Below are 23,235 nucleotides of genomic sequence, written 5' to 3'. Positions count from 1 at the left end.
CGCTGCACGGCTGGTTCGGATCTGCGGCAAAGGCTAGAGCAGAACGATCAGCGGCATGCCTTGCCCGCCTAACCTACTGGCGCGTAGCCTTACTTGTGAGTAGGTAAACGGAGGTCACATGTCCCAGACGAACCCGATCAGCGCTCTCGCCGACGTCGATCCGAAGAAGATCGGCGAGGAAGAGCTCGCCGAGCTGCTCGAAGCGGCGTCCGCGCAGGCCTCCACCGACGCCGCCGACCTCAGTGATCTGCAGCCCGAGCAGTTCGCCAAGTTGATCTCCCGCGCCTCCGCGAAGCAGGTCGAAGCGGTCATGGCACGCCCGGAACTGCGCGTGCACGTGCTCGACGAGGTGTTCCGGCGGATGAGCGAGCACTACAAGTCGGACAAGGCCCGCTCCACCGAGGCCGTCGTGCGCTGGCGCATCGGCACCGACGAGCAGGACACCGTGCGCTACGAGTCGGTGCTCTCCGGTGGCACCTGCACCGTGAACAAGGAGCCGCAGCACGACGATCCGCGCGTCACCATCATGATCACTCCGGTGGAGTTCCTCAAGCTCGTCTCCGGTAACGCCTCGGCCCCGGTGCAGTTCATGACCGGCAAGTTGAAGGTCGCGGGTGACGTCGGGTTCGCCGCCGGGCTCACCAAGCTGTTCCAGATCCCCAAGGCCTGACACGTTCCGGCCTGCTCGGCGGGTGAGCGGCGGAACGGCCCTCGTGAGATCCGAGGAACCGTGGCGGTGCGCGGTCGCTGCTCCGCTCGGTCGACGAATTCCGAAACTCCCGCCACCCGGCTCCGAGATCCGACAGTGTCGGCCTCGGGTCGCTGGAAACTCCGATCACCCCGCCGAAGCCGGGGTGATCACCGCGTTACGCACTCCGCCACGAACTGAAGGAATTTGATGAGCTTCTCCCTGGAACTGAGCGAAGAACACGTCGATCTGCGCGATTGGGTGCACGGATTCGCTGAGAAGGTCATCCGCCCGGCCGCGGCGGAGTGGGACGAGCGGGAGGAGACTCCCTGGCCGATCATCCAGGAAGCCGCGAAGGTCGGCCTGTACGGCTTCGAGACCATCGCGACCTTCTGGGCCGACGACACGGGCCTGTCGCTGCCGATCGCCAACGAAGAGCTGTTCTGGGGCGACGGCGGCATCGGCATGGCGATCTTCGGCACGACGCTGGCCGTGGCGGGCATCTTCGCGGCGGGCACTCCCGACCAGATGGCCGAGTGGGTCCCGCAGTGCTACGGCGACGAGGCCGACCCGAAGGTCGGCGCGTTCTGCTCTTCCGAGCCTGCCGCGGGCTCGGACGTCTCGGCGATGCGCACCCGTGCCCGCTACGACGAGGCCACCGACGAGTGGGTGCTCAACGGCCAGAAGGCGTGGGCGACCAACGGCGGCATCGCGAACGTGCACGTCGTGCAGGCCGTCGTCGACGCCGAGCTCGGGTCGCGCGGGCAGGCCGCGTTCATCATCCCGCCCGGCACGAAGGGCCTGGAAGCACCCGGCAAGATCAAGAAGCACGGGCTCCGCGCCTCGCACACCGCCGACGTGTTCCTCGACGACGTGCGGGTTCCCGGCAGCTGCCTGCTCGGCGGCAAGGAGAAGCTGGACGAGAAGCTCGCCCGCGCCCGCGAAGGCGGCGGGAAGGCGGGCGGCCAGGCGGCGATGAAGACCTTCGAGCTGTCCCGCCCCACCGTCGGTGCCCAGGCCCTCGGCATCGCCCGCGCCTCCTACGAGCACGCCCTGGAGTACGCCAAGGAACGCGAGACCTTCGGGCGGCCGATCATCGACAACCAGTCGATCGCCTTCACCCTCGCCGACATGCGCATGGAGATCGACGCGGCGCGGCTGCTGGTGTGGCGCGCGGCGTGGATGGGCCGCAACGACGTGCCGTTCACCGCAGGTGAGGGCTCGATGTCGAAGCTCAAGGCCGGCCGGGTCGCGACCTGGGCGACCGAGCGCGCCATCCAGATCCTCGGCGGCAACGGCTACACCCGGGAGTTCCCCGTGGAGCGCCTGCACCGCGACGCGAAGATCTACGACATCTTCGAGGGCACCGAGCAGATCCAGCAGCTCGTCGTCGCCCGCAACATCTCCGGCCGCCACATCCGGTGACCCGGTAGCCCGCAGCACGGAGACCGGAAGCCCCTGACGCCGTTGTCGCGTCAGGGGCTTCTGCTGGTCCGGAACTCGGGCTACGCCGGGATGCCGGGCATGGTGCCGAGCAGATGGTCTTGGGGGCCGTAGGACGGCCGAAGCATCCCAGCGACGAGTGGGAGAAGCCGCTCAAGAGCCTTGAGGCTCAAGGCGGGCACGTCGGTCGTGGAAAGAACCACTGCAAGGCCAAGTGCCCTCCGCCGTGCAGTACCTGCTTCAAGACGGTGAAGCCGATCCCGGCCGACCCACGGGAGCAGGAGCAGGCATGGAACGGTCGTTCTACGTTGAGATCACCTGCCGGGGCGAGCGATGCCACCAGGGTCACTGTCCAGCCGGCCGACATGGTGTCCGCCTGACGAGGCCCGATATCGGGCGACGCCCGCCGCGCCTCGTCAGGTCAGGTGCGGCGGGTTTGTTCTTGCTCAGACCTGGGGGGCTTGGACCAGGTCGGTGATGTTGACCGGGCCGGGGACGGTCGCGCCGTTCCACGGGAGGGTCACGGTGTAGGGAGCGACCGGGCCGGGGAACGAGATCTCGACGGCGCCGGGAGTGGCGCCGGGGATGCTGTTTCCGGTGTTCGGGTCGGTCACCAGGTAGCTGAACGCGGCCGTGACGGGGTGGTTCTCGTCGACGCGGAACTCCTCGGACTCGCCGTTCGGGCGGGTGGTGGGGATGTTGGCCGAGTTGCCCTGCACGTCCAGGAAGTTGAGGCCGGGGCTGCCGCCGAGCAGGCAGCTCGCGCCGGGCTTCGCGGTGAACCGGACGTCGCCGCCCTCGTGCATCATCGCGTGGTCGAGCGGGCTGACGGTGACGTCGACCTGCTCCGGCGTGCAGTACTCCTCGTAGTTCGGGTGGTCGCTGGGCATGGCCTGGGCGGCGCCCGCGAATCCGATCGCGGCGAGCAGGGCGGATCCGGCGACGGCCGCGACCTTGGTGCGCTTGGCGTTGAACATGGAACTCATCTCCCAGGTGTCGTCGTGCGGTCCCCCGACGGGGACCGTGACCGTCACGGCCACACATTCGAGTGATGTCTGAGCGCCCCTCGGCGTTGAGTCGATGTGACGTGAAACACATGAATTGGGCTTGCTGGGGCGTGGGAGCCGGTTGACGAGGGGTTCGCGGGCGTGAGCGCGCGAGGTTGCCGGAGCGTGGCGATTGCCACTCGGGGAATGACCGGACCGGCCCTGATGTTGGAATGTGGGATGGAAACCTCCAGGGGTGTGCACCCTCGCCAGTGCGGCGAGGCATCATGGACTCACCCGAAGGAATGAATATCGGTGGTCGGCGCGAGGCGAACGGTCTAGTTCGCGTTTGATCGGCACGGTGAGCGCGTGGGCTCGACCGGGCCGTCGGCTGTCAGAGCCGATCGCGCCACGAGCTCGGCGCCGTACGGGCGCCGGCTTGATCTCAGCAACACGGCTTCGAGAACGAAACGGGAGGGCGAAGCGGTGAACAAGCCCGATCCAGGTACGCCGATCTTCGGCGAGCTGAACAACGAGCTCGGCGGTCTGCCGGACATCGACGTGCACGAGTTCGACTCGCACAGCTTCGACTTCGGTGGCGGTTCGGCCGAGGCCGACGGCAGCGGCGCGGCCGCGACGTCCGCCGCCCGGTCGAACGCGAACACGGCCGCGAAGGCGAGCAACGGCGGCCGCGGCGGTCGCCGCCGCAAGGAGGACTGACCGGCCCGCCGGACAGGTCCGTCAGGCGACACTGCGCGAGCGCTGGGGGCGGCGTCGCACGACAACAGCGAAAAACGGCCGGGGTGAACGCGCAACGCGTTCACCCCGGCCGTCGTCAGCGGATCAGTACGTGATCGCCAGGCTCGGGTCGGCCAAGAGCGCGCCGACGTCGGCCAGGAACTGCGAACCCTGCTGGCCGTCGACCACGCGGTGGTCGAAGCTCAACGCCAGCTGGCACACCTTGCGCGGGACGACCTGGCCGTCCACCACCCACGGCATGTCGCGGATCGCGCCGAACGCGAGGATCGCCGACTCGCCGGGGTTGAGGATCGGGGTGCCGGTGTCTACGCCGAACACGCCCACGTTGGTGATCGTGATCGTGCCGCCTGCCATGTCGGCGGGCGTGGTCTTGCCCTCCCGCGCGGTGCTGGTCAGCGTTTCCAGCGCCGCGGCCAGTTCCCGCAGCGACATGCCGTCGGCGTCCCGGACCTTGGGCACCACCAGGCCGCGCGGCGTCGCCGCCGCGATGCCCAGGTGCACGTAGTCCTTGTAGACGATCTCGCCCGCCTGTTCGTCCCAGGTGGCGTTCACATCCGGGGTTCGGCGGGCCGCCAGGCACAGGGCTTTCGCGGCGAACGCCAGCGGGGTGACCTTCACGCCCTGGAACTCCGGGTGCGATTTGAGCCGTTGCCGCAGTTCCATCATCGGCGTCACGTCGATCGTGAGGAACTCCGTGACGTGCGGTGCGGTGAACGCGCTCTGCACCATCGCCTGCGCGGTGGCCTTGCGAACGCCCTTGATCGGAACCCGGCGCTCTCGCGAGCCGACCGGGGCCGACGTCGCGGCCGGTGCCGACGCCGTTTCGACGTCCTGGCGGGTGATCACCCCGCCCGCGCCCGACCCGGCGAGGGCGTGCAGGTCGACGCCGAGGTCCTTGGCGAGCTTGCGCACCGGAGGTTTGGCCGGCGGCACCGTGCCGCGGGCCGGTACGGCCGGTGCCTGCGCGGTCGAAGACGGCGCGACCGGTGCGGTCGCGACCGGCGCGGCCGGAGCCGTGGCCTGCTCGGGCACGGGTGGCGCGACGGGCGAACCCGCCATCGCACCCTGCAACGCCTGCTGCGCAGCCCCAGCCGCCGGAGCCGGTGCCTTGCGCGGGCGGCGCTTCGAACTCGTCGCCTGCGGCCCGTAGCCCACCAGCGTCGCGGTGTGCCCGTTGGTGTCGGACTCGGCGGGCGCCGGATCCGGAGTGGGCTCGTTCGACGCGGTGCCCTCCGGATCCAGGTCGATCGAGATGATCGGCGTGCCGACCTCCACGGTCTGCCCCGGTTCGGCGAGCAGCTCGACGACCTTGCCCGCGTAGGCGCACGGCAGTTCCACCGCCGCCTTCGCCGTCTCGATCTCCACGAAGACCTGGTTGACCGTCACCGTGTCACCGGGCTGCACCTTCCAGCCGAGGATCTCGGCTTCGGTGAGCCCTTCCCCGACGTCGGGCAACGGGAAGTGCTTGAGTTGCGGCATCGAAGACTCCCTCAGAAGGCCAGCGAGCGGTCGACGGCGTCGAGCACTCGATCCAGGTCGGGCAGGAAGTGTTTCTCCAGCTTCGTCGGCGGGTACGGCACGTCGAAGCCGGTGACCCGCAGCACGGGAGCCTCCAGCGAGTAGAAGCACTCCTGCTGAACCCGTGCGGTGATCTCCGAGGTGACCGACGACTCCGGCGGTGCCTCGCTGGCCAGCACGAGCCGCCCGGTGCGGCGCACCGACTCGAACACCGGCCCCAGGTCCAGCGGGGACAGGCTGCGCAGGTCGATGACCTCCAGCTCGGTGCCCTCCTCGGCGGCGGCGTTCGCCGCGGCCAGGCAGGTCGACACCGTCGGCCCGTAGGTCGCGATCGTCGCCGCCGTGCCCCGGCGCAGCACGCGCGAGCCGAACAGCGGCGGCGGCTGCGCCTCGGTGTCCAGCTCCGCCTTCTCGTAGTAGCGCCGCTTCGGTTCGAAGAACAGCACCGGGTCGTCGCAGTCGATGGCCTGGCGCAGCATCCAGTAGGCGTCCACCGGGTTCGAGCAGGCCACCACCTTCAGGCCGCCGACGTGCGCGAACAGCGACTCCGGTGATTCCGAGTGGTGCTCGACGGCGCCGATGCCGCCGCCGAACGGCACCCGCACCACCACCGGCATCTTGACCTTGCCCTGGCTGCGGAAGTGCAGCTTCGCCAGCTGCGAGACGATCTGGTCGTAGCCGGGGAAGATGAACCCGTCGAACTGGATCTCGCACACCGGCCGGTAGCCGCGGATGGCGAGTCCCACGGCGGTGCCGATGATGCCGGACTCGGCCAGCGGCGTGTCCAGCACGCGGTGCTCGCCGAAGTCCTTCTGCAGCCCGTCGGTGACGCGGAAGACACCGCCGAGCTTGCCCACGTCCTCGCCCATGACGAGGACCTTCGGGTCCGCTTCGAGCGCGGAGCGCAGGCCCATGTTGAGGCTCTTGGCCATCGTCACGTTCCGCGTCGTGGCCGGGTCGGTGCCGTTGGCGACGTCGGCTCGTTCCATCGCTGGTGCGGCCATCAGTGCACACCTCCCTGCGCGGCGGCGGGCTGTTCGGCGAAACCGTCGAGGTAGCCGAGCAGTTCGTCGCGCTGCGCCGTGACGGCGGGGCTGGGTTCGGCGTAGACCTCGGAGAAGATCCGGGACGGATCGGGTTCGGGCATGTTGAAGCAGAAATCGCGGAACCGGGCGGCGAGCTCGTCGGACTCGGCCTGCACCTCGTCGAAGAAGTCCTGCTCGGCGGCGTGCTCGCGGACCAGGTGGACCCGGAGGCGTTCGATGGGGTCCTTGAGCTTCCACGCCTCCAGCTCGTCGGAGAGCCGGTAGCGGGTGGGGTCGTCGGTGGTGGTGTGCGCGTCCATCCGGTAGGTGAACGCTTCGATCAGCACCGGCCCGTTGCCGTGGCGGCATTCCTCCAGTGCCCACTGGGACACGGCGAGGCTGGCGAGCACGTCGTTGCCGTCCACGCGGATTCCGGGGAAGCCGTAACCGGCCGCGCGCTGGTACAGCGGCACCCTGGTCTGGCGTTCCAGCGGCTCGGAGATGGCCCACTGGTTGTTCTGGCAGAACAGCACGAGCGGAGCGTCGTAAACGGAGCCCCACACCATCGCTTCGTGCACGTCGCCTTGGCTGGTGGCGCCGTCGCCGAAGAACACCATGGTCGCTTCGCCGTCGTCGTCGCCGACCTTGCCGTCGAACTTCTGGCCCATCGCGTACCCGGCGGCGTTGAGCGCCTGGTTGCCGATGACGATCGTGTACAGGTGGAAACCGGTGCTCAGCGGGTCCCAGCTGCCGTGGTCGGTGCCGCGGAAGATGCCGAGCAGCTCGGTGGGGTCCAGGCCGCGGCACCAGGCGACGCCGTGTTCGCGGTAGCTGGGGAACGCCATGTCCCCGGCTCGCAAGGCGCGACCGGCTCCGATCTGCGCGGCTTCCTGACCGAGCAGCGGTACCCAGATGCCGAGCTGGCCTTGCCGTTGCAGGGCGTTGCCCTCCCGGTCGAAGCGGCGGACCAGCACCATGTCCCGGTACAGGTCGCGCAGCTGCGCGGCGGTGATGTCGATGTCGAAATCGGGGTGCGTGACCCGTTCGCCTTCTGGGGTGAGGAGCTGAACGAGGTCAGCTCCGCCTTCACTTGTCGCGCGCAAACCGGCGATCACCTGCTCCCGTGTGGGTTTCGCTGCAGTAGCGGCAGGGGGCCGGAGGTGACGCCGTTGTCTGGCTTGTCTGCTGGATGGGCTGGTCGCGTCCAGTGTTCCGGGGACATGCGGATCTCCTCGTGTCGCGCCGGGCCGGTCGCTTGTGACGACTGGGTCCGGCAACCCCGGCCGGGGTCCGGCGGCCGGGGTTGTGGCCACGCGAGTGCTCGACCGGAGTGGGTTGGATCGCTCCCCGCCATCCTGGCACGCGTACCGCCGATTCAGTGAGCCCTGCCACAGGGATGAAACCCGCGGGCAACGCCGCGGATCTCTTTCCCTACTGCACCGTAACCTTCGAAAAATTCGGTAAAAACCGCAGGTCATCAAAGCAATGGGGTTCCGACTAACGCTCTTGGGAAGATCGCGGTACCGATACTTCGGGCGGGCGATGGTCGGTAGTTGCGAGAACACGCCATTCCCCGGCTGAGTGAGCGGCACACTGGCACGCATGAGCGTTCTCGAGGACCGCCCGGCTCCGGTCACGCTGCCCGACGAGTTCGTCCTGCTGCTGCACCGGGCGGACGGCGGGCACCGCGCGGGGCAGGCGGACCTGCTCACCTCGGTCGCCGAGCTCGGGGAGCTGGCGTTGCGCGACCGGGTGGAGGTGGCGGCGCGGACGAAGCTGACGGTGCTCGATCCGCGCGCCACCGGCATCGACTGGGCCGACGAGCTGCTGGGGCGGCTGGTGCGCAAGGCCGGTCCGAAGAACAAGCCGGTGGAGTTGACCGGTCTGCTGCCGCGTCGCATCGGCCGGTTCCGCGAGCACCGCGAGCTGCTGACGGCGCAGGGGTTGTTGCGGCACCAGCGCCGCAAGCTGCTCGGATTCATCCCGGATGACCTGTACTTCCCCGTCGAGCCGGTGCGGGAGGCATTGGTCGCTGAGGTGCGAGAGGTGGCGAGGCGGCGGCGGCCCGTCGACGGCAGGTGCGCGGTGCTGTGCGCGCTGGCGCACTCCGCCGGGATCGGCCCGGCGCTGGGGTGCGATGCGGAGGAGCTCGCGATGCTCGAGTCGGTGTGGCGGGGCGACGGGCTCGGGGAGGCGGCTCGGCGTCCGCTGGCGGCCGTGTCGTCGGTGACCGCGGTGACCGTGAGCGCCGCCGCGACCGGCGCCGCCGGCTACTGACCCGCACCAGGTGAACGCCCCTCAGCCCGGTGGGGCGAATGGGCCGTCGATTCCGGCGGAGCAGTGCAGCGGTTGGCCCGTTTGACCGCTTGGATCGGGCGAACGGGCCATTCACCTGGTGGTCGAGGGCGCGGGCATACGATCGCGGTATGGATCGTTCCGCCGTGCGTGCAGCCGTTGACCAGGCGTGGGAGGACTCCGTCCTGTCCAGCCTCTCCGAACTAGTCCGGATCCCGGCGGTCTCGCCGGCCTACGACGCGGAGTGGGTGGCGGCAGGGAAGCTCGACGCCGCCATCGAGCACGTGCGGGAGTGGATCACCGCCCGCGAGATCCCCGGTGCGAACCTCGAAGTGGTGCGGCTGCCGGAGCGCACGCCGGTGCTGCTGGTGGACATCCCCGCGACCGGCGACGCGGATGCGCAGGACACCGTGCTGCTCTACGGGCACCTCGACAAGCAGCCGCCGGTCGGTGGCTGGTCGGAGGGCCTGGACCCGTGGACACCGGTGATCCGCGACGGCAGGCTCTACGGCCGCGGCAGCGTCGACGACGGCTACGCGCCTTACGCGGCGATCACGGCGATCGAGGCGATCCGCGCGCACGGCGGTGCGCACGCGCGCTGCGTGCTGCTGCTGGAGACGGGCGAGGAGTCCGGCAGCCCGGACATGTCCGCCTACCTGGAACACCTCGCGGACCGGCTGGGCACGGTGTCGCTGGTGGTGTGCCTGGACTCGGGGCCGCGGACTACGAGCGGCTGTGGCTGACGACCTCGTTGCGCGGTGACGTGCGGGTGGGCGTGCAGGTGCGGGTGCTCGACGGCGGCCAGCACTCCGGGACCGCCAGCGGCATCGTGCCCAGCTCGTTCCGCATCGTGCGCAGCCTGCTGGACCGGATCGAGGACTCGGCGACGGGCGAGGTGCTGCTGCCGGAGCTGAACGTGGAGATCCCCGCGAATCGGGTGTCGGAGGCGCGGGCCGCGGTGGCGGCGGTACCCGGCCTGATCAGCGGCTCGGTTCCCGCGCGGGAAGGCATGCGCTGGGTGTCCGAGGACGAGGCCGAGCTGGCGCTGAACAACACGTGGCGCCCGACGGTGTCGGTGATCGGTGCGGAAGGTCTGCCGTCGCTGCCGGACGCGGGCAACGTGCTGCGCCCGTTCACCACGCTCGCGCTGAGCGTGCGCATCCCGCCGACGACCGATCCGGAGTCGGCGCTGACCGCGCTGCGCGAGGCGCTGTCCACGGACGTGCCCTACGGAGCGGAGGTGACGTTCCCGCTGTCGGACGGCGCGGCGGGCTGGAACGCGCCGGACACCGAGCCGTGGCTGGCGGCGGCGCTGGACGCGGTGAGCGAGGACGTGTTCGGCGAGCAGTGGGCGACGATGGGCCTGGGCGGTTCGATCCCGCTGATGGGCCTGCTGCAGGGCGCCTATCCGGACGCGCAGTTCGTGGTGACCGGCGCGCTCGGGCCGGGCAGCAACGCGCACGTCCCGGACGAGTCGTTGCACCTGGAGTTCGCCGCGAAGATCACCACGGCGATCGCCTACGCGCTGGACGCGCACGCCCGGCGCTGAACCGGACGGCGCCGCCCCGGGTGACGTCGCCGCCGGCGACGCCGCCCCGGAGAACGCGCACCGCCTCGTGACCGAATGCCGGTCACGAGGCGGGCCGAGGTCAGGACTTCGGGATGATGATCCACAGGACGATGTAGATCACGAACTGCGGGCCGGGCAGCAGGCACGACAGGATGAACAGGAACCGCATCAGCCCCCTGCCGAGGCCGAACCGGTCGGCGAGGCCGGCGCAGACTCCGGCGATCCGCTTGCCGTGCTGCGGGCGGGTCAAGTTCATCTTCTGATTCCTCCTGTTTCACGGTGTTCGCCACCATCGTGAGTGATCGACTAGTGGTTCGGATCAGGGGGGCGCCCCTGACTTCTCCGGAGCCGGGACCACCTGGGCTCAGGGTGTGAGCGGCGCTCCCGACGACTCCATCACTTCACCACGCCGCCGAGGCCCGTGACGGCCCCATTCCGGCCAGTCCCGAGTAACCGGAAAGTCGTACCTCGCCGCCCCCAGGAGTCCTCGCCGAACAAGTCTCCGATCCCTGCCCTGCCAGCGGCGTAACCGTACTTTGCGGCGTCGCCGTGCTTTGCGGCGAAGCCGTGCCTGCATGTGCGAAGCACATGGCCCACGTCAAAAACCCGACCACCGGCGGGTTCTCAGTGGCTTCCTCGCGAGGACAGCTTTTTCCCTCGTGGCGGAGCCACTAGGGAAAAAGATCCCGCAGCGAGGAAGCCACTGAGGTTCCGCTACCCGACCCCTACGCAGGCCGTTCCGAGGACCCCGCAATCAGTGACTGAGTTCGACCAGTAGGCCCGGGTGGTCGGTGCCCTCGATCGGCAGGTTCTCGGTGCGCTCGAATCCGAAGTCGCCGTTGGCGAACACGTGCTGCACGCTGCCGTCGCCCTTGCGGAACCAGCCGTCCGGCACGCAGTTCTGCACGTCCGGCGTACCGCCGTGGCTGAGGTTGAAGTCGCCGCCGATCACGGTCGGGCGGCCGGCTCCGGTCGCGGCGCCCATGAGCTCCCGGCACTGCTCCCCGGCGATCTCGGGGGCGTCCGCCGACAGGTGCGTGGTGCACGCGGAGATCGCGGAGAACGGCGCGCAGAGCATCACTCGCTGCTCGGTGCCGCCGTCCTGCGCGGTGTAGGTCCGTTCGGTGACGTCGCCGCTGGGAGCGCCCAGGTCGGGATGGGTCAGGATCGCGACGCCGTAGTCGCCGCGGTCGTCCGCGCACTGGTACGGCCCGCCGTCGCGGTGACCGGCCGCGGCGAATTCGGCGTGGTACCCGGTTTCCTTGGTCATCGTGGTGATGTCGTGCGCGCAGATCTCGTTGAGCGTGACCACGTCCGGGGTGCGCTGCCGGACGGTGGCGATCCCGGAGCGCACCGCGGTGTCGTCGCCGGTGTAGCAGTCGGCGACTCCGCTGTGGCAGAGGTTGAGCTGCAGCACGTCGAACGGTTCGGCGGTGGTGTCGGCGAACGCGGGCACGGCGAATCCGGTGCAGGCGAGAAGCGCTCCGGCGCCGGCGAGCGCTCCGGTCCTCGCGCGTCGGTTCTTCTGGTGGGAGCGGGGCAAGTGGGAGCGGGATAAGCGGGTGTCGGTCATCGGCATCTCCTCCTCGGCGGCGCAGTCTGCCGAAGGTCGGTGGTGCCGGGCAGCAGCCGAAAGGCGCAGTTCCGCCGCCGCGCCCACGGGTATCCCTCGAACAGCCCTGTTCGCGCACGGAACGTGATCGCGTTCGGGTGGCTCCGAGTGGTGGAATCAGCCGGACCGAACAGCGCAGACCTGTGTCCGGCGCATGACATCGCCCAGCCGCCGATCGGCGCAGTGCCGATGAATTCGCTGTTGACCAGGGGCGTCCGGCGCATGAAACTGAGCCTCTGCTCGACCGGGACGTGCGGGAACCGATCGTGGACGACACGGCTCGCGCAACATCTCGCCGGGTGGGATGCGGGGCTCAACGGGGGGTTCCGCCGCGGCCTTCAGCAAATTTGACAGCTTCGCAACATCACGAGTCGGGATTTGCGCCCATTCGGGTGGCACTATCTCAGCACTCGCGTTCTCACCTACTAGGAGTGACATCGTGGCGTGTCGGACCACCTGGAGAGCTCTCGCACTGCTGCCCGCGCTGGCGCTGGCCGCGGCGGGCTGCGCGCAGTCCATCGCGCCGGTCGGCGCCGACGGCGAATTGCAGTTCAAAGAACCCGGCAAGCTCACGACCTGCACGCACCTGCCGTACCCGCCGTTCCAGTTCGACGAGAACGGCACGACCGTCGGCTTCGACGTGGAGCTCGTCGACCTGGTGGCCCGCGACCTGGGGCTGCAGCAGGAGCTCTTCGACACGCCGTTCGAGGGCATCCAGTCCGGCGAGGCGCTCAACACGCGCAAGTGCGACGTCGCGGCGGCCGCGATGACGATCACCGACACGCGCAAGCAGAACATGGACTTCTCCGACCCGTACTTCGACGCGAAGCAGGCGTTGCTGGTCACCAAGAAGGCCCCGCACCAGGACTTGGCCGAGCTGCGCGGCAAGAAGCTCGGCGTGCAGCTGGGCACCACCGGCGAGGAGTACGCGACCGAGCACAAGGCCGCGCACGGCTACGAGATCGTCCAGTTCGAGGACGTCGCGTTGATGCAGAACGCCGTGCAGTCCGGCAAGGTCGACGCCGCGATCAACGACAACGGCGTGGTGCTCGACTTCGCGAAGAAGAACCCGGACACCGAGGTCACCGCCGAGTACAGCACCGGTGAGGCCTACGGCATCGGCGTTCAGAAGGGCAACGTCGGGCTCGCCGAGAAGATCAACGAGTCGTTGCGCAAGGCGCAGGAGTCCGGTGAGTACGACCGGATCTACCAGAAGTGGTTCGGCCAGGCCCCGAACAACCCGTGACGGCCCGAGCCGGGGCCGGGTGCCGCGCAGGCCCCGGCCCCGGCTGCTGCGCGGGCACCGGCGTCGAACACGGCCGAATCCCCGCGCGGCGACGCGATCACCTGCAAGGCTCTGAGGAAATCGGCGGCATCTGGCCGGGGAGAGTTGAGGAATGGCTACAACGGACACCGCAACGCCCGCGAAGCCGCGGATGAGCAAGCGGCAGCGCACCCGCGTGATCCGCGGAGTGCAGTACGCGGTCCTCGTGGCGGTGATTCTGTTCGCCGCGCTGTTCGCCGACTGGGGCAAGATCGCGAAGGCGTTCTTCAACGTCGACGTCGCCCTCGCGCAGTTCCCCGACATCATCACTTCGGCGCTGCTCAACACCATCGTCTACACCGCGCTCGGGTTCGGCTTCGGCCTGGTGCTGGGCGTGGTGCTGGCGCTGATGCGGTTGTCCTCGGTGGCGCCGTACCGGTGGATCGCGACGATCTACGTCGAGTTCTTCCGCGGGGTGCCCGCGCTGCTGGTGTTCATCGCGCTCGGCTACGGCGTGCCGATCGCGTTCCAGCTGGTCTTCGACATCTACTCCACGGTGATGCTGAGCCTGGGCCTGGTCGGCGCGGCCTACATGGCCGAGACGATCCGCGCCGGTGTGCAGGCGGTGCCGAAGGGGCAGGTGGAGGCCGCGCGGTCGCTGGGCATGTCCTCGGCGCGCACGATGGTCACGGTCGTGATGCCGCAGGCGTTCCGGATCATCCTGCCGCCGTTGACGAACGAGCTGATCCTGCTCACCAAGGACTCCTCGCTGATCTACCTGCTGGGGCTGTCGGCCGCGCAGTACGAGCTGTCGAAGTTCGGTCGCGGCGCGTTGATCCAGTACCAGTCGTTGACGCCGATCCTGCTCGCCGGGCTCTGCTACCTGATCATCACGATCCCGTTGTCGAGGTTGTCGAGCCGGTTGGAGCGCCGCTACGGCGGGGGCGCCCGCAGCAAGTGACCGGTTCCGCGAAGCACTCGAAACCCACGACCGACGCAGTGAGGAACGCCGGATGAGCGCGATGATCGAGATTTCCGGGCTGGACAAGTCGTTCGGCTCCCTGGAGGTGCTGCGCGGCATCGACCTGACGGTGGGGCGCGGCGAAGTGGTGTGCGTGATCGGTCCGTCCGGTTCCGGGAAGTCCACCTTGCTGCGCTGCGTGAACCTGCTGGAGCAGCCCACGAAGGGCCGCATCGCGGTGGACGGCGTCGAGGTGACCGACCCGGACACCGACTTGGACGCGGCGCGCAGGCACATCGGCATGGTGTTCCAGGGCTTCAACCTGTTCTCGCACCTGACGGTGCTGGAGAACCTGACGGTGGCGCAGCGCAAGGTGCTGCGCCGCGACCGCGCCGAAGCCGACCGCGTCGCGCGGGAGAACCTGGACCGGGTGGGGCTCGCGGAGAAGGCGGACTCGATGCCCGCGCAGCTCTCCGGCGGACAGCAGCAGCGGGTCGCGATCGCGCGGGCGCTGTCGATGAACCCGAACGTGATGCTGTTCGACGAACCCACGTCCGCATTGGACCCGGAACTCGTCGGTGACGTGCTCGGCGTGATGCGCGGACTGGCCGACGAAGGCATGACGATGCTCGTGGTCACGCACGAGATGCAGTTCGCCCGGGAGGTCGCCGACCGCGTGCTGTTCATGGACGGCGGCGCGGTCGTCGAGCAAGGCCCGCCCGCCGATGTCATCGGGAATCCCAAGGAGGAACGCACCCGCACCTTCCTCTCCCGCGTTCTCAACCCCACCCACGCCGGCCCGAAGGACTGACCTCCCCCGGATGCGGTGCGTAGTCGGGGCTTTCGCGGCGAGTCGTGCGACATGGTCGGTGGCGACTCCGGTGGCGTAGTCCAGTTCGGACGTTCGGTGGTTTCGCGCGGCGTCGTGCGCATTCGAGTGCGCTCCCTCGGCGGTGTCCCGTGAGCCCGTCGCAACCTCAAGCTGAGTTCACGCGTCTGAGCTGTCGGTGGTAGTTGATCTACTACGCTGCGTGTAGTTCGCCGGATCGATGTCGGGGGCAGGATCGTGCCGAACAGGCCGTGGGACAACATCGGGGCGCCGACCGCCGCCGAGCAGCGACTCGACGAGCTGCTCGGCCAGGGAAGAGCGTGGGGCCGCCGACCGGATGGTCCGGTCGTCCCGCTCGACGTGCATGCCGACATGTTCGACCCGGACCGCGAGATCCGCGGCGAGTACCTGACGCGGAAACTGGTCGAGTCGCCGGACGAACAGGGCTGGCGCGCGTTCTGGCGTCGCGGCGGGCAGCAGCCCGTGGTGCGCATCGAGGACGCGGTGATCACCGGAAGATTGGACCTGCGGGCGGCGGAACTGCCGTACCTGCTGGAATTCGTGCGCTGCCGCTTCGACATGCGGCCCGACCTGCGCCAGGCCACGCTCGCCGGGCTGGTGCTGTGGAACTGCCGCTTCCCCGGCCTCAACGGGCGGAACCTGCGCACCAGCCACGACACGGTGCTGCGCAACTGCACGAGCGTCGGCGGCATCGTGGATCTCGCCGACGCCCAGCTCGGCGGTTCGCTGCTGCTCAACGACTCCGAGCTGCGCAACCCCGGTGGGCGCGCGATCTACGCGGACCGGCTGGAGATCGCCGGGGCGATGCTGGGCCTGCGGTTGAAGGTCGCGGGCGAGGTGCGGATTCCGGGCGTGAAGATCGGCGGCAACCTCAACTTCTCCGGCGGCGCCCTGCGGAACCGGGGCCGTACCGCGATCAACGCGAACGGAATCCAGATCGGCGGCAGCTTCCGCGGCGACGTCGACCCGATCAGCGGCAGCCCGTTCAGCGTGGCCGGGCTGCTGTACCTGCCGAGCGCGCACATCGAAGGTGACGTGCGGCTGCGCGACGCCGTGCTGGAACCCGGCGTGAGCCCGCCGAAGCGCGGCGAGTCCCAGCACGACGACCCGATCAGCACGCTGCTGCTGGACCGCGGGGAAGTGCGCGGCGACGTGCAGCTCGACCAGGGTTTCCGCAGCGGCGGCACGATCCGCCTGGTCAGCAGCAAGATCGGCGGCGATTTGCGGATGGCGGGTGCGCAGATCGACCTGGGCTGGTCGCGATCCCCGTCGGCCTCGGTGGAGAAGCCGATGCGCGCCATCCACCTCGACGGCACCGAGATCCTCGGCAACCTGGAAGCCGCGGGCGCGATGCTGCACGGGCAGATGCGCATGGTGGACGTGAACGTGCACGGCAGCTTCCAGCTCACCAGGGCGAGCCTGTCCGGGCCGCGCACGGACACGTTGCAGGCCAACCGGATTCAGGTCGGCAGCAACTTCGACTGCCGCGAGGCCGACATCTACGGCACGTTGCAGCTCCAGGGCGCGAACATCGGCGCCAACGTGGACCTGCGCTCGGCGCAGCTGCTCAAACCCGCGTGGCACCGGCACCGGAACTCCTACAAGTCCTCTTTGGACCTGCGAGCCGCGAACATCGGGCGGGACCTGGTGTGCGCGGAGGGGATCCGCCCGTTCCGCGCGGAGGGCGAGGTGCAGCTGCGGCGCGCGGTCATCGGCCGGGCCGCCAACTTCTGGGGCTGCCTGCTCGGCGACGGCAGCTCCACCAACGCGTTCAACGCGTTCGGGCTGGTGGCGCAGGAACTGACGCTGCTCCCCTCGGAGCCGCCGCTGGGACGGGTGGTGCTGCGCCAGGCGCAGTGCGAGCTGCTCGCGGACAACGCGAACACCTGGGATGCGGCCGGTGGCGTCGACGTGGAGGACTTCACCTACTACAACCTCACCCACCCCATCGAACCCACCGACGGCGGGCGGGTGCGGGAACGGCTGGCGTGGCTGCGCAGCACCTCCGGGCGGTACCAGCCGGGGCCGTACGACCAGCTCGCGACGGTGTTCCGCGACAGCGGCAACGAGGAGCACGCCGTGACGGTGCTGATCGAGAAGCAGCGCCGCCGGTACCAGGCGCTGGCCGGGGCGTCGCCGGTGCTGCTGCGTCCGCCGGTGCGGCTGTGGAGCATGCTGCAGCGCAGCACCGTGGCGTACGGCTACCGGCCGCTGCGGGCGTTGTTGTGGTTGCTGGCGTTCGCCGTGGGCGGCTCGGCGTGGTTCAGCTTTCACGAGCTGCAGCCCATCAACGAGGAGGACCACCCGGTCTGGAACCCGTTCCTGTACACGGTGGATCAGCTGGTGCCGATCATCAACCTCGGTCACGACGTGATGTGGCGGGCCGACGGGCACTCCCAGTGGATCACCGTGGTGCTCATCGCGGTCGGCTGGATTCTGGCCACCACGGTGGCCGCCGGCATCACGCGCGCGCTGCGCCGCGAGGAACGCTGAGCTCGACGGGCGCCGCTGCTCTGAATGGTCGTCACTCGAAGTGTTGATCGTGGGCATGTCCGCGCGAATGGCGGAGGGAGACTGCCTCCGGGTGTGCTAAATCAAGGTGGCCCGATCGCCTTTTTCGGAGGTCACCGTGGATTTTCGCCCGGACCGTCCCGCTCGCCACCGACGCTCGGGCGGCTCCAGGTCGGCCGATGAGTCCTATGTGGACGTGCGGCGTCGGCCGGTGCTGCGGTGGGGTGCGGCGCTCGCGGTGGCGGCTTCCTGCGCGCTGTCGCCGGCGGCCGTTGCGGCCGAGCCGCTGGACTACGTCGCGCTCGGCGATTCCAACGCTTCCGGGCCGCTGGTCCCGGGGCGGCCGGATCCGAATCTCGCCTGCCTGCGCTCGTCGGGGAACTACCCGCACGTCGCCGCCGAAGCGCTCGGCGCGCGGCTCACCGACGCGACCTGCACCGGAGCGAAGATCGCGGACTTCACCGGCAGCCAGCACGGTTTCGTGCCGCCGCAGTTCGACGCGCTCAGCACGGCCACCGACCTGGTCACCCTCGCCATCGGCGGCAACGACATCGGCCTGGTGCGGGCGGCGGTGAGTTGCCTGAACGCCTTCCCGGAGCCGTTCGGGAAGTCCTGCGCCGACGACTTCACCGCGGGCGGCCGCGACGAGCTGTCGGCCAGGATCGCCGCGATCGGCGACGACTTCGACGCGACGCTCGACGGCATCACCGAGCGGGCGCCGAACGCGGACGTGGTGGTCACGGGCTACGGCACCTACATCCGTCCCGGCGGTTGCTACCCGAAGGAGCCGATCTGGGGACGCGACGCCGACTACATTCAGTCCAAAGTGGACGAGTTGAGCGAGCTGCTGCGGGACCGCGCCGTCGGGCACGGCGCCGAGTTCGTCGATCTCGGCGCGATCAGCAAGGGTCACGACGTGTGCGCCGCGCCGCAGGACAAGTACCTCGAAGGCGTGCTGCCGACCTCGGTGGCCGCCCCGCTGCACCCCAACGCTCGTGGCATGGCCGCCTTCGGGCACGCCGTAGCCGAAGCCGTGGACGAGAACTCCCTGCGCGCGCCCGCCGACGACGCGGCCTGACCCGCGACGAGAACGCCTGGCCCCGCCCCGGTGCCCAGGAACGGGGTCAGGATTGAGCGGCCCGTTCGCCCGAACCACTGCGGCGAACGGGCCGTTCGTCGTCGCGGGTTCCCGTGCCGTGGCGCCCGCCCGGCCGAGGCATCCGGTTCGCCCGGGCGCGCTCACCCGCCGAGCAGCGTCGCCAGCCGCGGCGAATAGGCGTGGTCCAGCACCAGCGAAGCCGCTCCCACCGCGCCGGCATCCTCACCGATCAGCGCCGAGTGCACTTCGACGGGACGTACTCGCGCCGCCCACACCTGAGCGTGCAGCGCCTTGCGCACCCGCTCCCGGATGATCTCCCCCGCGTGCCGCAGCGCCGGTCCGCCGAGCACCACGCGGTCCACGTCGAGCACGCTGACCACCGTCGCCAGCGTCTGCCCGAGCCTGCTCGCCGCCTGCCGCAGCAGCCGCGCCGCAGCGATGTCGCCCTGCGCGGCGTCCCGGCAGATCCGTTGGTACACATCGGAAACCGGGGCGCCCGCGCCGTCACCACCGGCGGCCGTCCACTCGGCGACGACGGCCCGCATCGAGCAGTACGCCTCCAGGCAGCCCCGCTTGCCGCAGGCGCACTCCTTGCCGGTGCCGGTGGGCAGGTGCCCGATTTCGCCCGCGTTGTTGCTGATCCCCCGGTACACCTGGTCGCCGAGCACGACGCCGACGCCCACTCCGGACCCGAGGTAGACGTAGACGAACGAGCCCGCGCGCTCCACGCCTCCCGCCCAGCGCTCTCCGATGGCGGCGGCCGTCGCGTCGTTGTCCATGACCACCGGCAGCCCGGCCCGCTCCTGCACCATGTCGGCCAGCGGAACCTCGGCCCAGCCGGGCAGGTTCGGCGGGCTGAACACGCGGCGGTGGGTATCGTCCAGCGGTCCCGGCACGGCCAGGCCGACGCCGAGCACTCGCCCGTCGCCCGCTTCGGACCGCCGCACCAGGTGGTGGACGGTGCGGGTGAGCGCGCCGACGACGGCCTCCGGTGAGGCGCCCTCGGCGACCCGCCGGGTGTTGCGCAACCTGACCCTCCCGTCGAGGTCCAGCAGCACGCCGGTGATCCGTTCCGGGTCGAGGTGCAGGCCCACCGACTGGTAGGCGTCGGCGACGACGCGCAGCATCACCCGGCGCTTCCCGCCGGTGGAGGGCGCGTGCCCGTCCTCGGCGACGAGGCCGTCGGCCATCAACGCCCGCACGATGTTCGACATGGTCTGCGCGGTGAGCCCGGTTCTGCGGGCCAGTTCTACGCGGCTGACGCCGCCGTTCGCGCGGATCGCGTCGAGCACGACGGCGCGGTTGAACCCGCCCACCCTGGGAAGGTTGGTGCCCTGCCAGAACTCCTGCTTCATGCGGGGGCTCCCGAGGCGCTCGTGTCGTTGACTTGCTTCATCGAATGGAATTACGGTGCAGTGTGATCCTGATCTCACACCGGGCGCAAGCGCCGAGTGGGTCAGGGCGTCGCGCAGCTCATCGAAGATCGGCCGGCCCCGCCGGGGCGGCCGCGACGGTTCCGAGACGAGTTCCTCACCGGGGAGGATCGATGCGTCGCTGGCGATTACCCGTAGTCCTGACCGCCGCCCTGCTGGCCGTGGCGGGCTGCGGCGGCGGAGTGGCCGATGATCCGAACACGATCAACGTGACCTACCACCGCTACGGCAACACGACACAGGTCGACACCTTGATGCAGCGGGTGAAGCAGCAGTACGAGCAGGCTCATCCGGGCAAGCGGGTCGCGCTCGACCCGGTGGTGGCGCCCGAGGGCGAGTACCTCTCCAAGCTGCAACTGCGGATGCGGTCGCCTTCGACGGCGCCGGACGTGCTCTACGAGGACAGCTTCACGATCAACTCCGATGTCGAGGCCGGCTACCTGGCCCCGCTGGACGAGCGGCTGGCGAACTGGCCGGACTGGGACCGGTTCATCGACACCACCAAGCAGGCCGGTCGCGCGGCCGACGGCCGCACCTACGGCGTTCCGCTGGACACCGACTCGCGCGGGATCTGGTTCAACCGCGACCTGTTCACCCAGGCCGGGTTGCCCGCCGACTGGAAACCGCGCGACTGGAACGCGGTGCTGGACGCCGCGCGCCAGGTCAAGCAGCGATTTCCGGACGTGATCGGACTCGACATGCCGCTGGGCAAGGCGGAGGGCGAGGCGGTGAGCATGCAGACCGTCGAGATGCTGCTCTACGGCACCGAGACGGGAACCCTGCACGACGGCAAGTGGATCGCGCCGAACCGCGGCTTCGCCGAGGCGCTGGGCTTCGTGTCCACCGCCGTCCACGAGGGCCTGACGCAGAGCAAGGCGCAGATCGCCGACGCCCAGTACGACAAGAAGCTCCGCGACGACCTGACCAGGCAGGGCAAGGTCGCGATGCGACTGGACGGCAGTTTCGCCGCCGGACAATGGGAAGCCGCGGGCTGGCGGGACTGGGCGTCGACGATGGCGGCGGCTCCGATGCCCGCCCGCGACGGCGGCGGCACCGTGTCGATGTCCGGCGGTTGGACGCTGGCGCTGAGCTCCTCCGGGACGAAGCAGGACGACGCGTTCGAGTTCGTCAAGCTCGCGCTGAACCGGGACAACATCACCGAATACGCGCTGTCCTCCGGAAATCTCCCTTCGCGGGAGGACTCGGCGGTCGACCCGCGCATCGCCGAAGCGAACCCGCTGGCCGGATTCTGGCTGGGACTGCTGGAGAACACGCACTACCGGCCCACGCTGCCGGAGTATCCGAAGGTGTCCGAGGAGATCCAGCAGTCCGTGCTGGACGTCGTCGGCGGCGGCGAACCGACGGAGGTCTCGCAGCGGTGGGCCGAGCAGGTGCGGCGCATCGTCGAACCGGCCAACACTCGGGGCGGCTGATGACCGCCGCGGTGCCTCGGCCCGACATCTCCCGGCGCAGTGCGGCGGTGTCGCGCCGGCTGCTGCCGATGGCGCCCGCGGTGCTGCTGCTCGGCCTGTTCGTGGCAGGCCCGATCCTGTGGAGCGTCTACGTCTCGTTCACCAACGCGGCGCTGACCGGGGCGGCGGCGACGTCGCCGGAGTTCGTCGGGCTGGAGAACTTCCGCCGCTTGTTCGCCGATCCGGCGTTGTGGCACTCGGCGTGGGTGACCGTGGTGTTCACGGTCGGTTCGGCCGTGATCGGGCAGAACGGGCTGGGGCTGCTGATCGCGGTGCTCAGCCGGAATCGGAATCGCCTGCTGCGCAACACCGTCGGCGTCGCCGTGGTGTCGGCGTGGGTGCTGCCGGAACTGGTGGCGGCGTTCGCGCTGTACGCGTTCCTCAACCCGGAGGGCACGCTGAACGCGCTGCTCGGCGGGCTGGGGATGGAGCAGGAGTGGCTCTACAGCGCGCCGTTGCTGGCGGTGATCTTGGGGAACGTGTGGCGTGGCACGGCTTTCTCGATGCTGGTCTACCAGGCGGCGCTCTCGGAGGTGCCGACGGAGCTGGCGGAGGCCGCCGAGGTCGACGGCGCGGGCGCGCTGCGCCGGTTCTGGCACGTCACGCTGCCGATGATCCGGCGCTCGGTGCTCACGAACCTGATGCTGGTGACCTTGCAGACGCTGGGGGTGTTCACCTTGATCTACGTGCTCACCGCGGGCGGGCCGGGCGACGCGACGCAGACCCTGCCGCTGCTGATGTACGACGAGGCGTTCGAGCTGGACGAGATCGGCTACGGCGCCACGATCTCGCTGGTGCTGCTGGCGGTCGGCGCGTTGTTCGCCGTGATCTACGCCCGGACGCTGCGGGAGGAGGTATGAGCCGCCGGGCCTCGTCGAAGCTGGTCGGAGCATTGCTGTGCGGGATCGCGCTGCTGTTCGCGGCGCCGCTGCTGTGGCTGTTGACGGCGGCGTTCGACGCGGAGGCGCCGCTGGCGGCGGCGGTGCCGGGCCGGTTCACGCTGGACAACTTCGGGCAGGTGCTCAACTGGGAGACCAGTATCCGTCCACTGTGGAACGGGCTGCTGCTCTCGGGCGGCGCGGCGATGATCTCGGTGCTGGCCGCGGTGCTGTGCGCCTATCCGCTGTCGCGTTATCGGCTGCGGTTCCGGCGGCCGTTCCTCTACACCGTGCTGTTCGCGACCGGCCTGCCGATCACGGCCGTGATGGTGCCGGTCTACAGCATGTTCGTGCGGTTCGACCTGGTCGATTCGATGCTGGGCACCACGTTGTTCCTGGCCGCGACCTCGTTGCCGGTGGCGATCTGGATGACGAAGAACTTCATGGACGGCGTGCCGATCAGCCTGGAGGAGGCGGCCTGGGTGGACGGGGCCTCGGCGCTGCAAGCGCTGCGTTCGGTGGTGCTGCCGCTGATCGTGCCCGGACTGAGCGTCGTCGGGATCTTCACGTTCATCAACGCCTGGGGCAACTTCTTCGTGCCGTTCGTGCTGCTGCTGGATCCGGCGAAACAACCGGCCGCGGTGGGGGTGTTCGCGTTCTTCGGCCAGGGCGGCTTGATCGCTTACGGGCAGCTCGCGGCCTATTCGATCCTCTACACGGCGCCGGTGATCGCGCTGTACCTGATGGTCTCGCGGTCCCTCGGTGGCGCTTTCACACTCACGGGGGCGATCAAATGACCTGATCGGTCACCTGACGAAGTGCGGGAGCGGAATGGAACGAGCGGCGAGGGAATGATCTCCACTCGCCGCTC

At 69.6% G+C, this 23,235-nt stretch carries 18 protein-coding genes and 2 pseudogenes; 13 read left to right on the top strand and 7 right to left on the bottom strand.

Going from position 1 to position 23,235, the window contains the following annotated elements; genetic code table 11:
• Positions 1-118: 118 nt before the first annotated feature.
• Together H2Q94_RS29985 and H2Q94_RS29980 are read left to right on the top strand one after the other, a co-directional pair.
• Positions 119-670 carry an SCP2 sterol-binding domain-containing protein gene (locus tag H2Q94_RS29985; protein WP_243790476.1) on the top strand — a complete coding sequence of 184 codons (552 nt, stop codon included), beginning with the start codon at positions 119-121 and terminating at the stop codon, positions 668-670.
• Positions 671-898: 228 nt separating this feature from the next.
• The gene (locus H2Q94_RS29980) at positions 899-2,113 is read left to right on the top strand and encodes an acyl-CoA dehydrogenase family protein (RefSeq protein ID WP_243790474.1); all 1,215 of its coding nucleotides are present in this window, start codon (positions 899-901) and stop codon (positions 2,111-2,113) included.
• A 464-nt stretch (positions 2,114-2,577) separates the two neighbouring features.
• Here the strand turns inward: H2Q94_RS29980 and H2Q94_RS29975 are convergent, their stop codons facing one another.
• Positions 2,578-3,165 (bottom strand): DUF4232 domain-containing protein, encoded by a 588-nt coding sequence (locus H2Q94_RS29975; RefSeq protein ID WP_243790472.1) that lies wholly within the window; start codon positions 3,163-3,165, stop codon positions 2,578-2,580.
• Positions 3,166-3,603: 438 nt separating this feature from the next.
• Between H2Q94_RS29975 and H2Q94_RS29970 the strand changes: the two genes are divergently transcribed.
• The gene (locus tag H2Q94_RS29970) at positions 3,604-3,837 is read left to right on the top strand and encodes a hypothetical protein (protein ID WP_243790470.1); all 234 of its coding nucleotides are present in this window, start codon (positions 3,604-3,606) and stop codon (positions 3,835-3,837) included.
• Positions 3,838-3,960: 123 nt separating this feature from the next.
• Here H2Q94_RS29970 and H2Q94_RS29965 read toward each other — a convergent pair whose 3' ends face one another.
• The 3 genes and pseudogenes from H2Q94_RS29965 to pdhA all read right to left on the bottom strand — a co-directional run bounded on the left by H2Q94_RS29965 (position 3,961) and on the right by pdhA (position 7,641).
• Positions 3,961-5,355: a dihydrolipoamide acetyltransferase family protein gene (locus H2Q94_RS29965; RefSeq protein ID WP_243790468.1), complete on the bottom strand. Its 1,395-nt coding sequence runs from the start codon at positions 5,353-5,355 to the stop codon at positions 3,961-3,963.
• Positions 5,356-5,366: 11 nt separating this feature from the next.
• The gene (locus H2Q94_RS29960; protein ID WP_243790465.1) at positions 5,367-6,398 is read right to left on the bottom strand and encodes an alpha-ketoacid dehydrogenase subunit beta; all 1,032 of its coding nucleotides are present in this window, start codon (positions 6,396-6,398) and stop codon (positions 5,367-5,369) included.
• Positions 6,398-7,641: pseudogene (gene pdhA, locus H2Q94_RS29955) on the bottom strand (pyruvate dehydrogenase (acetyl-transferring) E1 component subunit alpha). The gene H2Q94_RS29960 and the pseudogene pdhA overlap by 1 nt, the downstream one beginning before the upstream one ends.
• A 380-nt stretch (positions 7,642-8,021) precedes the next feature.
• Here pdhA and H2Q94_RS29950 point away from each other — a divergent pair.
• Together H2Q94_RS29950 and H2Q94_RS29945 are read left to right on the top strand one after the other, a co-directional pair.
• The gene (locus H2Q94_RS29950) at positions 8,022-8,696 is read left to right on the top strand and encodes a GOLPH3/VPS74 family protein (RefSeq protein ID WP_243790461.1); all 675 of its coding nucleotides are present in this window, start codon (positions 8,022-8,024) and stop codon (positions 8,694-8,696) included.
• A gap of 149 nt (positions 8,697-8,845) precedes the next feature.
• Positions 8,846-10,263 (top strand): annotated as a pseudogene (locus H2Q94_RS29945) (M20/M25/M40 family metallo-hydrolase).
• Positions 10,264-10,363: 100 nt separating this feature from the next.
• On the opposite strand, the gene H2Q94_RS29940 reads toward H2Q94_RS29945, so the two are convergent.
• Together H2Q94_RS29940 and H2Q94_RS29935 are read right to left on the bottom strand one after the other, a co-directional pair.
• Complete coding sequence (locus H2Q94_RS29940; protein WP_243790459.1) at positions 10,364-10,540, bottom strand: PspC domain-containing protein; 177 nt, start codon at positions 10,538-10,540, stop codon at positions 10,364-10,366.
• A 498-nt stretch (positions 10,541-11,038) separates the two neighbouring features.
• The gene (locus H2Q94_RS29935; protein WP_243790457.1) at positions 11,039-11,857 is read right to left on the bottom strand and encodes an endonuclease/exonuclease/phosphatase family protein; all 819 of its coding nucleotides are present in this window, start codon (positions 11,855-11,857) and stop codon (positions 11,039-11,041) included.
• Between the two features lie 478 nt (positions 11,858-12,335).
• On the opposite strand from H2Q94_RS29935, the gene H2Q94_RS29930 reads away from it, so the two are divergent.
• From H2Q94_RS29930 to H2Q94_RS29910, 5 genes are all read left to right on the top strand, one after another.
• Entirely contained in the window at positions 12,336-13,142 is an 807-nt protein-coding gene (locus H2Q94_RS29930) for a basic amino acid ABC transporter substrate-binding protein (protein ID WP_243790456.1), read from the top strand.
• Positions 13,143-13,332: 190 nt separating this feature from the next.
• On the top strand, positions 13,333-14,121 hold the full coding sequence (locus H2Q94_RS29925; RefSeq protein WP_243796002.1) for an amino acid ABC transporter permease: 789 nt from the start codon (positions 13,333-13,335) through the stop codon (positions 14,119-14,121).
• Positions 14,122-14,173: 52 nt separating this feature from the next.
• Positions 14,174-14,932: an amino acid ABC transporter ATP-binding protein gene (locus H2Q94_RS29920; RefSeq protein ID WP_309501098.1), complete on the top strand. Its 759-nt coding sequence runs from the start codon at positions 14,174-14,176 to the stop codon at positions 14,930-14,932.
• 255 nt (positions 14,933-15,187) lie between these two features.
• A complete protein-coding gene (locus H2Q94_RS29915) occupies positions 15,188-17,464 on the top strand; it encodes a bactofilin family protein (protein WP_243790455.1) in 2,277 nt (758 codons plus the stop codon).
• A 208-nt stretch (positions 17,465-17,672) separates the two neighbouring features.
• Entirely contained in the window at positions 17,673-18,560 is an 888-nt protein-coding gene (locus tag H2Q94_RS29910) for an SGNH/GDSL hydrolase family protein (RefSeq protein WP_243790454.1), read from the top strand.
• Between the two features lie 161 nt (positions 18,561-18,721).
• Here H2Q94_RS29910 and H2Q94_RS29905 read toward each other — a convergent pair whose 3' ends face one another.
• Positions 18,722-19,936 carry an ROK family transcriptional regulator gene (locus H2Q94_RS29905; protein ID WP_243790453.1) on the bottom strand — a complete coding sequence of 405 codons (1,215 nt, stop codon included), beginning with the start codon at positions 19,934-19,936 and terminating at the stop codon, positions 18,722-18,724.
• 191 nt (positions 19,937-20,127) lie between these two features.
• Between H2Q94_RS29905 and H2Q94_RS29900 the strand changes: the two genes are divergently transcribed.
• Genes H2Q94_RS29900 through H2Q94_RS29890 form a run of 3 tightly spaced genes read left to right on the top strand, consistent with a single transcriptional unit; the run spans position 20,128 to position 23,161 of the window.
• Positions 20,128-21,447, top strand: coding sequence for an extracellular solute-binding protein (locus H2Q94_RS29900; RefSeq protein ID WP_243790452.1), 1,320 nt, complete (start codon positions 20,128-20,130; stop codon positions 21,445-21,447).
• Positions 21,447-22,346: a carbohydrate ABC transporter permease gene (locus tag H2Q94_RS29895; RefSeq protein WP_243790451.1), complete on the top strand. Its 900-nt coding sequence runs from the start codon at positions 21,447-21,449 to the stop codon at positions 22,344-22,346. Before H2Q94_RS29900 ends, H2Q94_RS29895 begins: the two co-directional genes overlap by 1 nt.
• Positions 22,343-23,161, top strand: coding sequence for a carbohydrate ABC transporter permease (locus H2Q94_RS29890; RefSeq protein ID WP_243790450.1), 819 nt, complete (start codon positions 22,343-22,345; stop codon positions 23,159-23,161). The genes H2Q94_RS29895 and H2Q94_RS29890 overlap by 4 nt, the downstream gene beginning before the upstream one ends.
• The last annotated feature ends 74 nt before the right edge of the window (positions 23,162-23,235 follow it).

The organism is Saccharopolyspora gloriosae (assembly GCF_022828475.1).
In the GTDB taxonomy this organism is placed as follows: domain Bacteria; phylum Actinomycetota; class Actinomycetes; order Mycobacteriales; family Pseudonocardiaceae; genus Saccharopolyspora_C; species Saccharopolyspora_C gloriosae_A.
Note: the sequence above shows the minus strand (reverse complement) of the source record. Positions and strands in the feature narration are given on the sequence as shown.

Excerpts from the sequence above, each read along its gene's own strand:
- H2Q94_RS29900 (WP_243790452.1), top strand. The coding sequence starts at position 20,128 with ATGCGTCGCTGGCGATTACCCGTAGTCCTGACCGCCGCCCTGCTGGCC.
- H2Q94_RS29890 (WP_243790450.1), top strand. The coding sequence starts at position 22,343 with ATGAGCCGCCGGGCCTCGTCGAAGCTGGTCGGAGCATTGCTGTGCGGG.
- H2Q94_RS29895 (WP_243790451.1), top strand. The coding sequence starts at position 21,447 with ATGACCGCCGCGGTGCCTCGGCCCGACATCTCCCGGCGCAGTGCGGCG.
- H2Q94_RS29940 (WP_243790459.1), bottom strand. The coding sequence starts at position 10,540 with ATGAACTTGACCCGCCCGCAGCACGGCAAGCGGATCGCCGGAGTCTGC.
- H2Q94_RS29950 (WP_243790461.1), top strand. The coding sequence starts at position 8,022 with ATGAGCGTTCTCGAGGACCGCCCGGCTCCGGTCACGCTGCCCGACGAG.
- H2Q94_RS29935 (WP_243790457.1), bottom strand. The coding sequence starts at position 11,857 with ATGACCGACACCCGCTTATCCCGCTCCCACTTGCCCCGCTCCCACCAG.
- H2Q94_RS29960 (WP_243790465.1), bottom strand. The coding sequence starts at position 6,398 with ATGGCCGCACCAGCGATGGAACGAGCCGACGTCGCCAACGGCACCGAC.
- H2Q94_RS29965 (WP_243790468.1), bottom strand. The coding sequence starts at position 5,355 with ATGCCGCAACTCAAGCACTTCCCGTTGCCCGACGTCGGGGAAGGGCTC.
- H2Q94_RS29985 (WP_243790476.1), top strand. The coding sequence starts at position 119 with ATGTCCCAGACGAACCCGATCAGCGCTCTCGCCGACGTCGATCCGAAG.
- H2Q94_RS29920 (WP_309501098.1), top strand. The coding sequence starts at position 14,174 with ATGAGCGCGATGATCGAGATTTCCGGGCTGGACAAGTCGTTCGGCTCC.
- H2Q94_RS29905 (WP_243790453.1), bottom strand. The coding sequence starts at position 19,936 with ATGAAGCAGGAGTTCTGGCAGGGCACCAACCTTCCCAGGGTGGGCGGG.
- H2Q94_RS29925 (WP_243796002.1), top strand. The coding sequence starts at position 13,333 with ATGAGCAAGCGGCAGCGCACCCGCGTGATCCGCGGAGTGCAGTACGCG.
- H2Q94_RS29980 (WP_243790474.1), top strand. The coding sequence starts at position 899 with ATGAGCTTCTCCCTGGAACTGAGCGAAGAACACGTCGATCTGCGCGAT.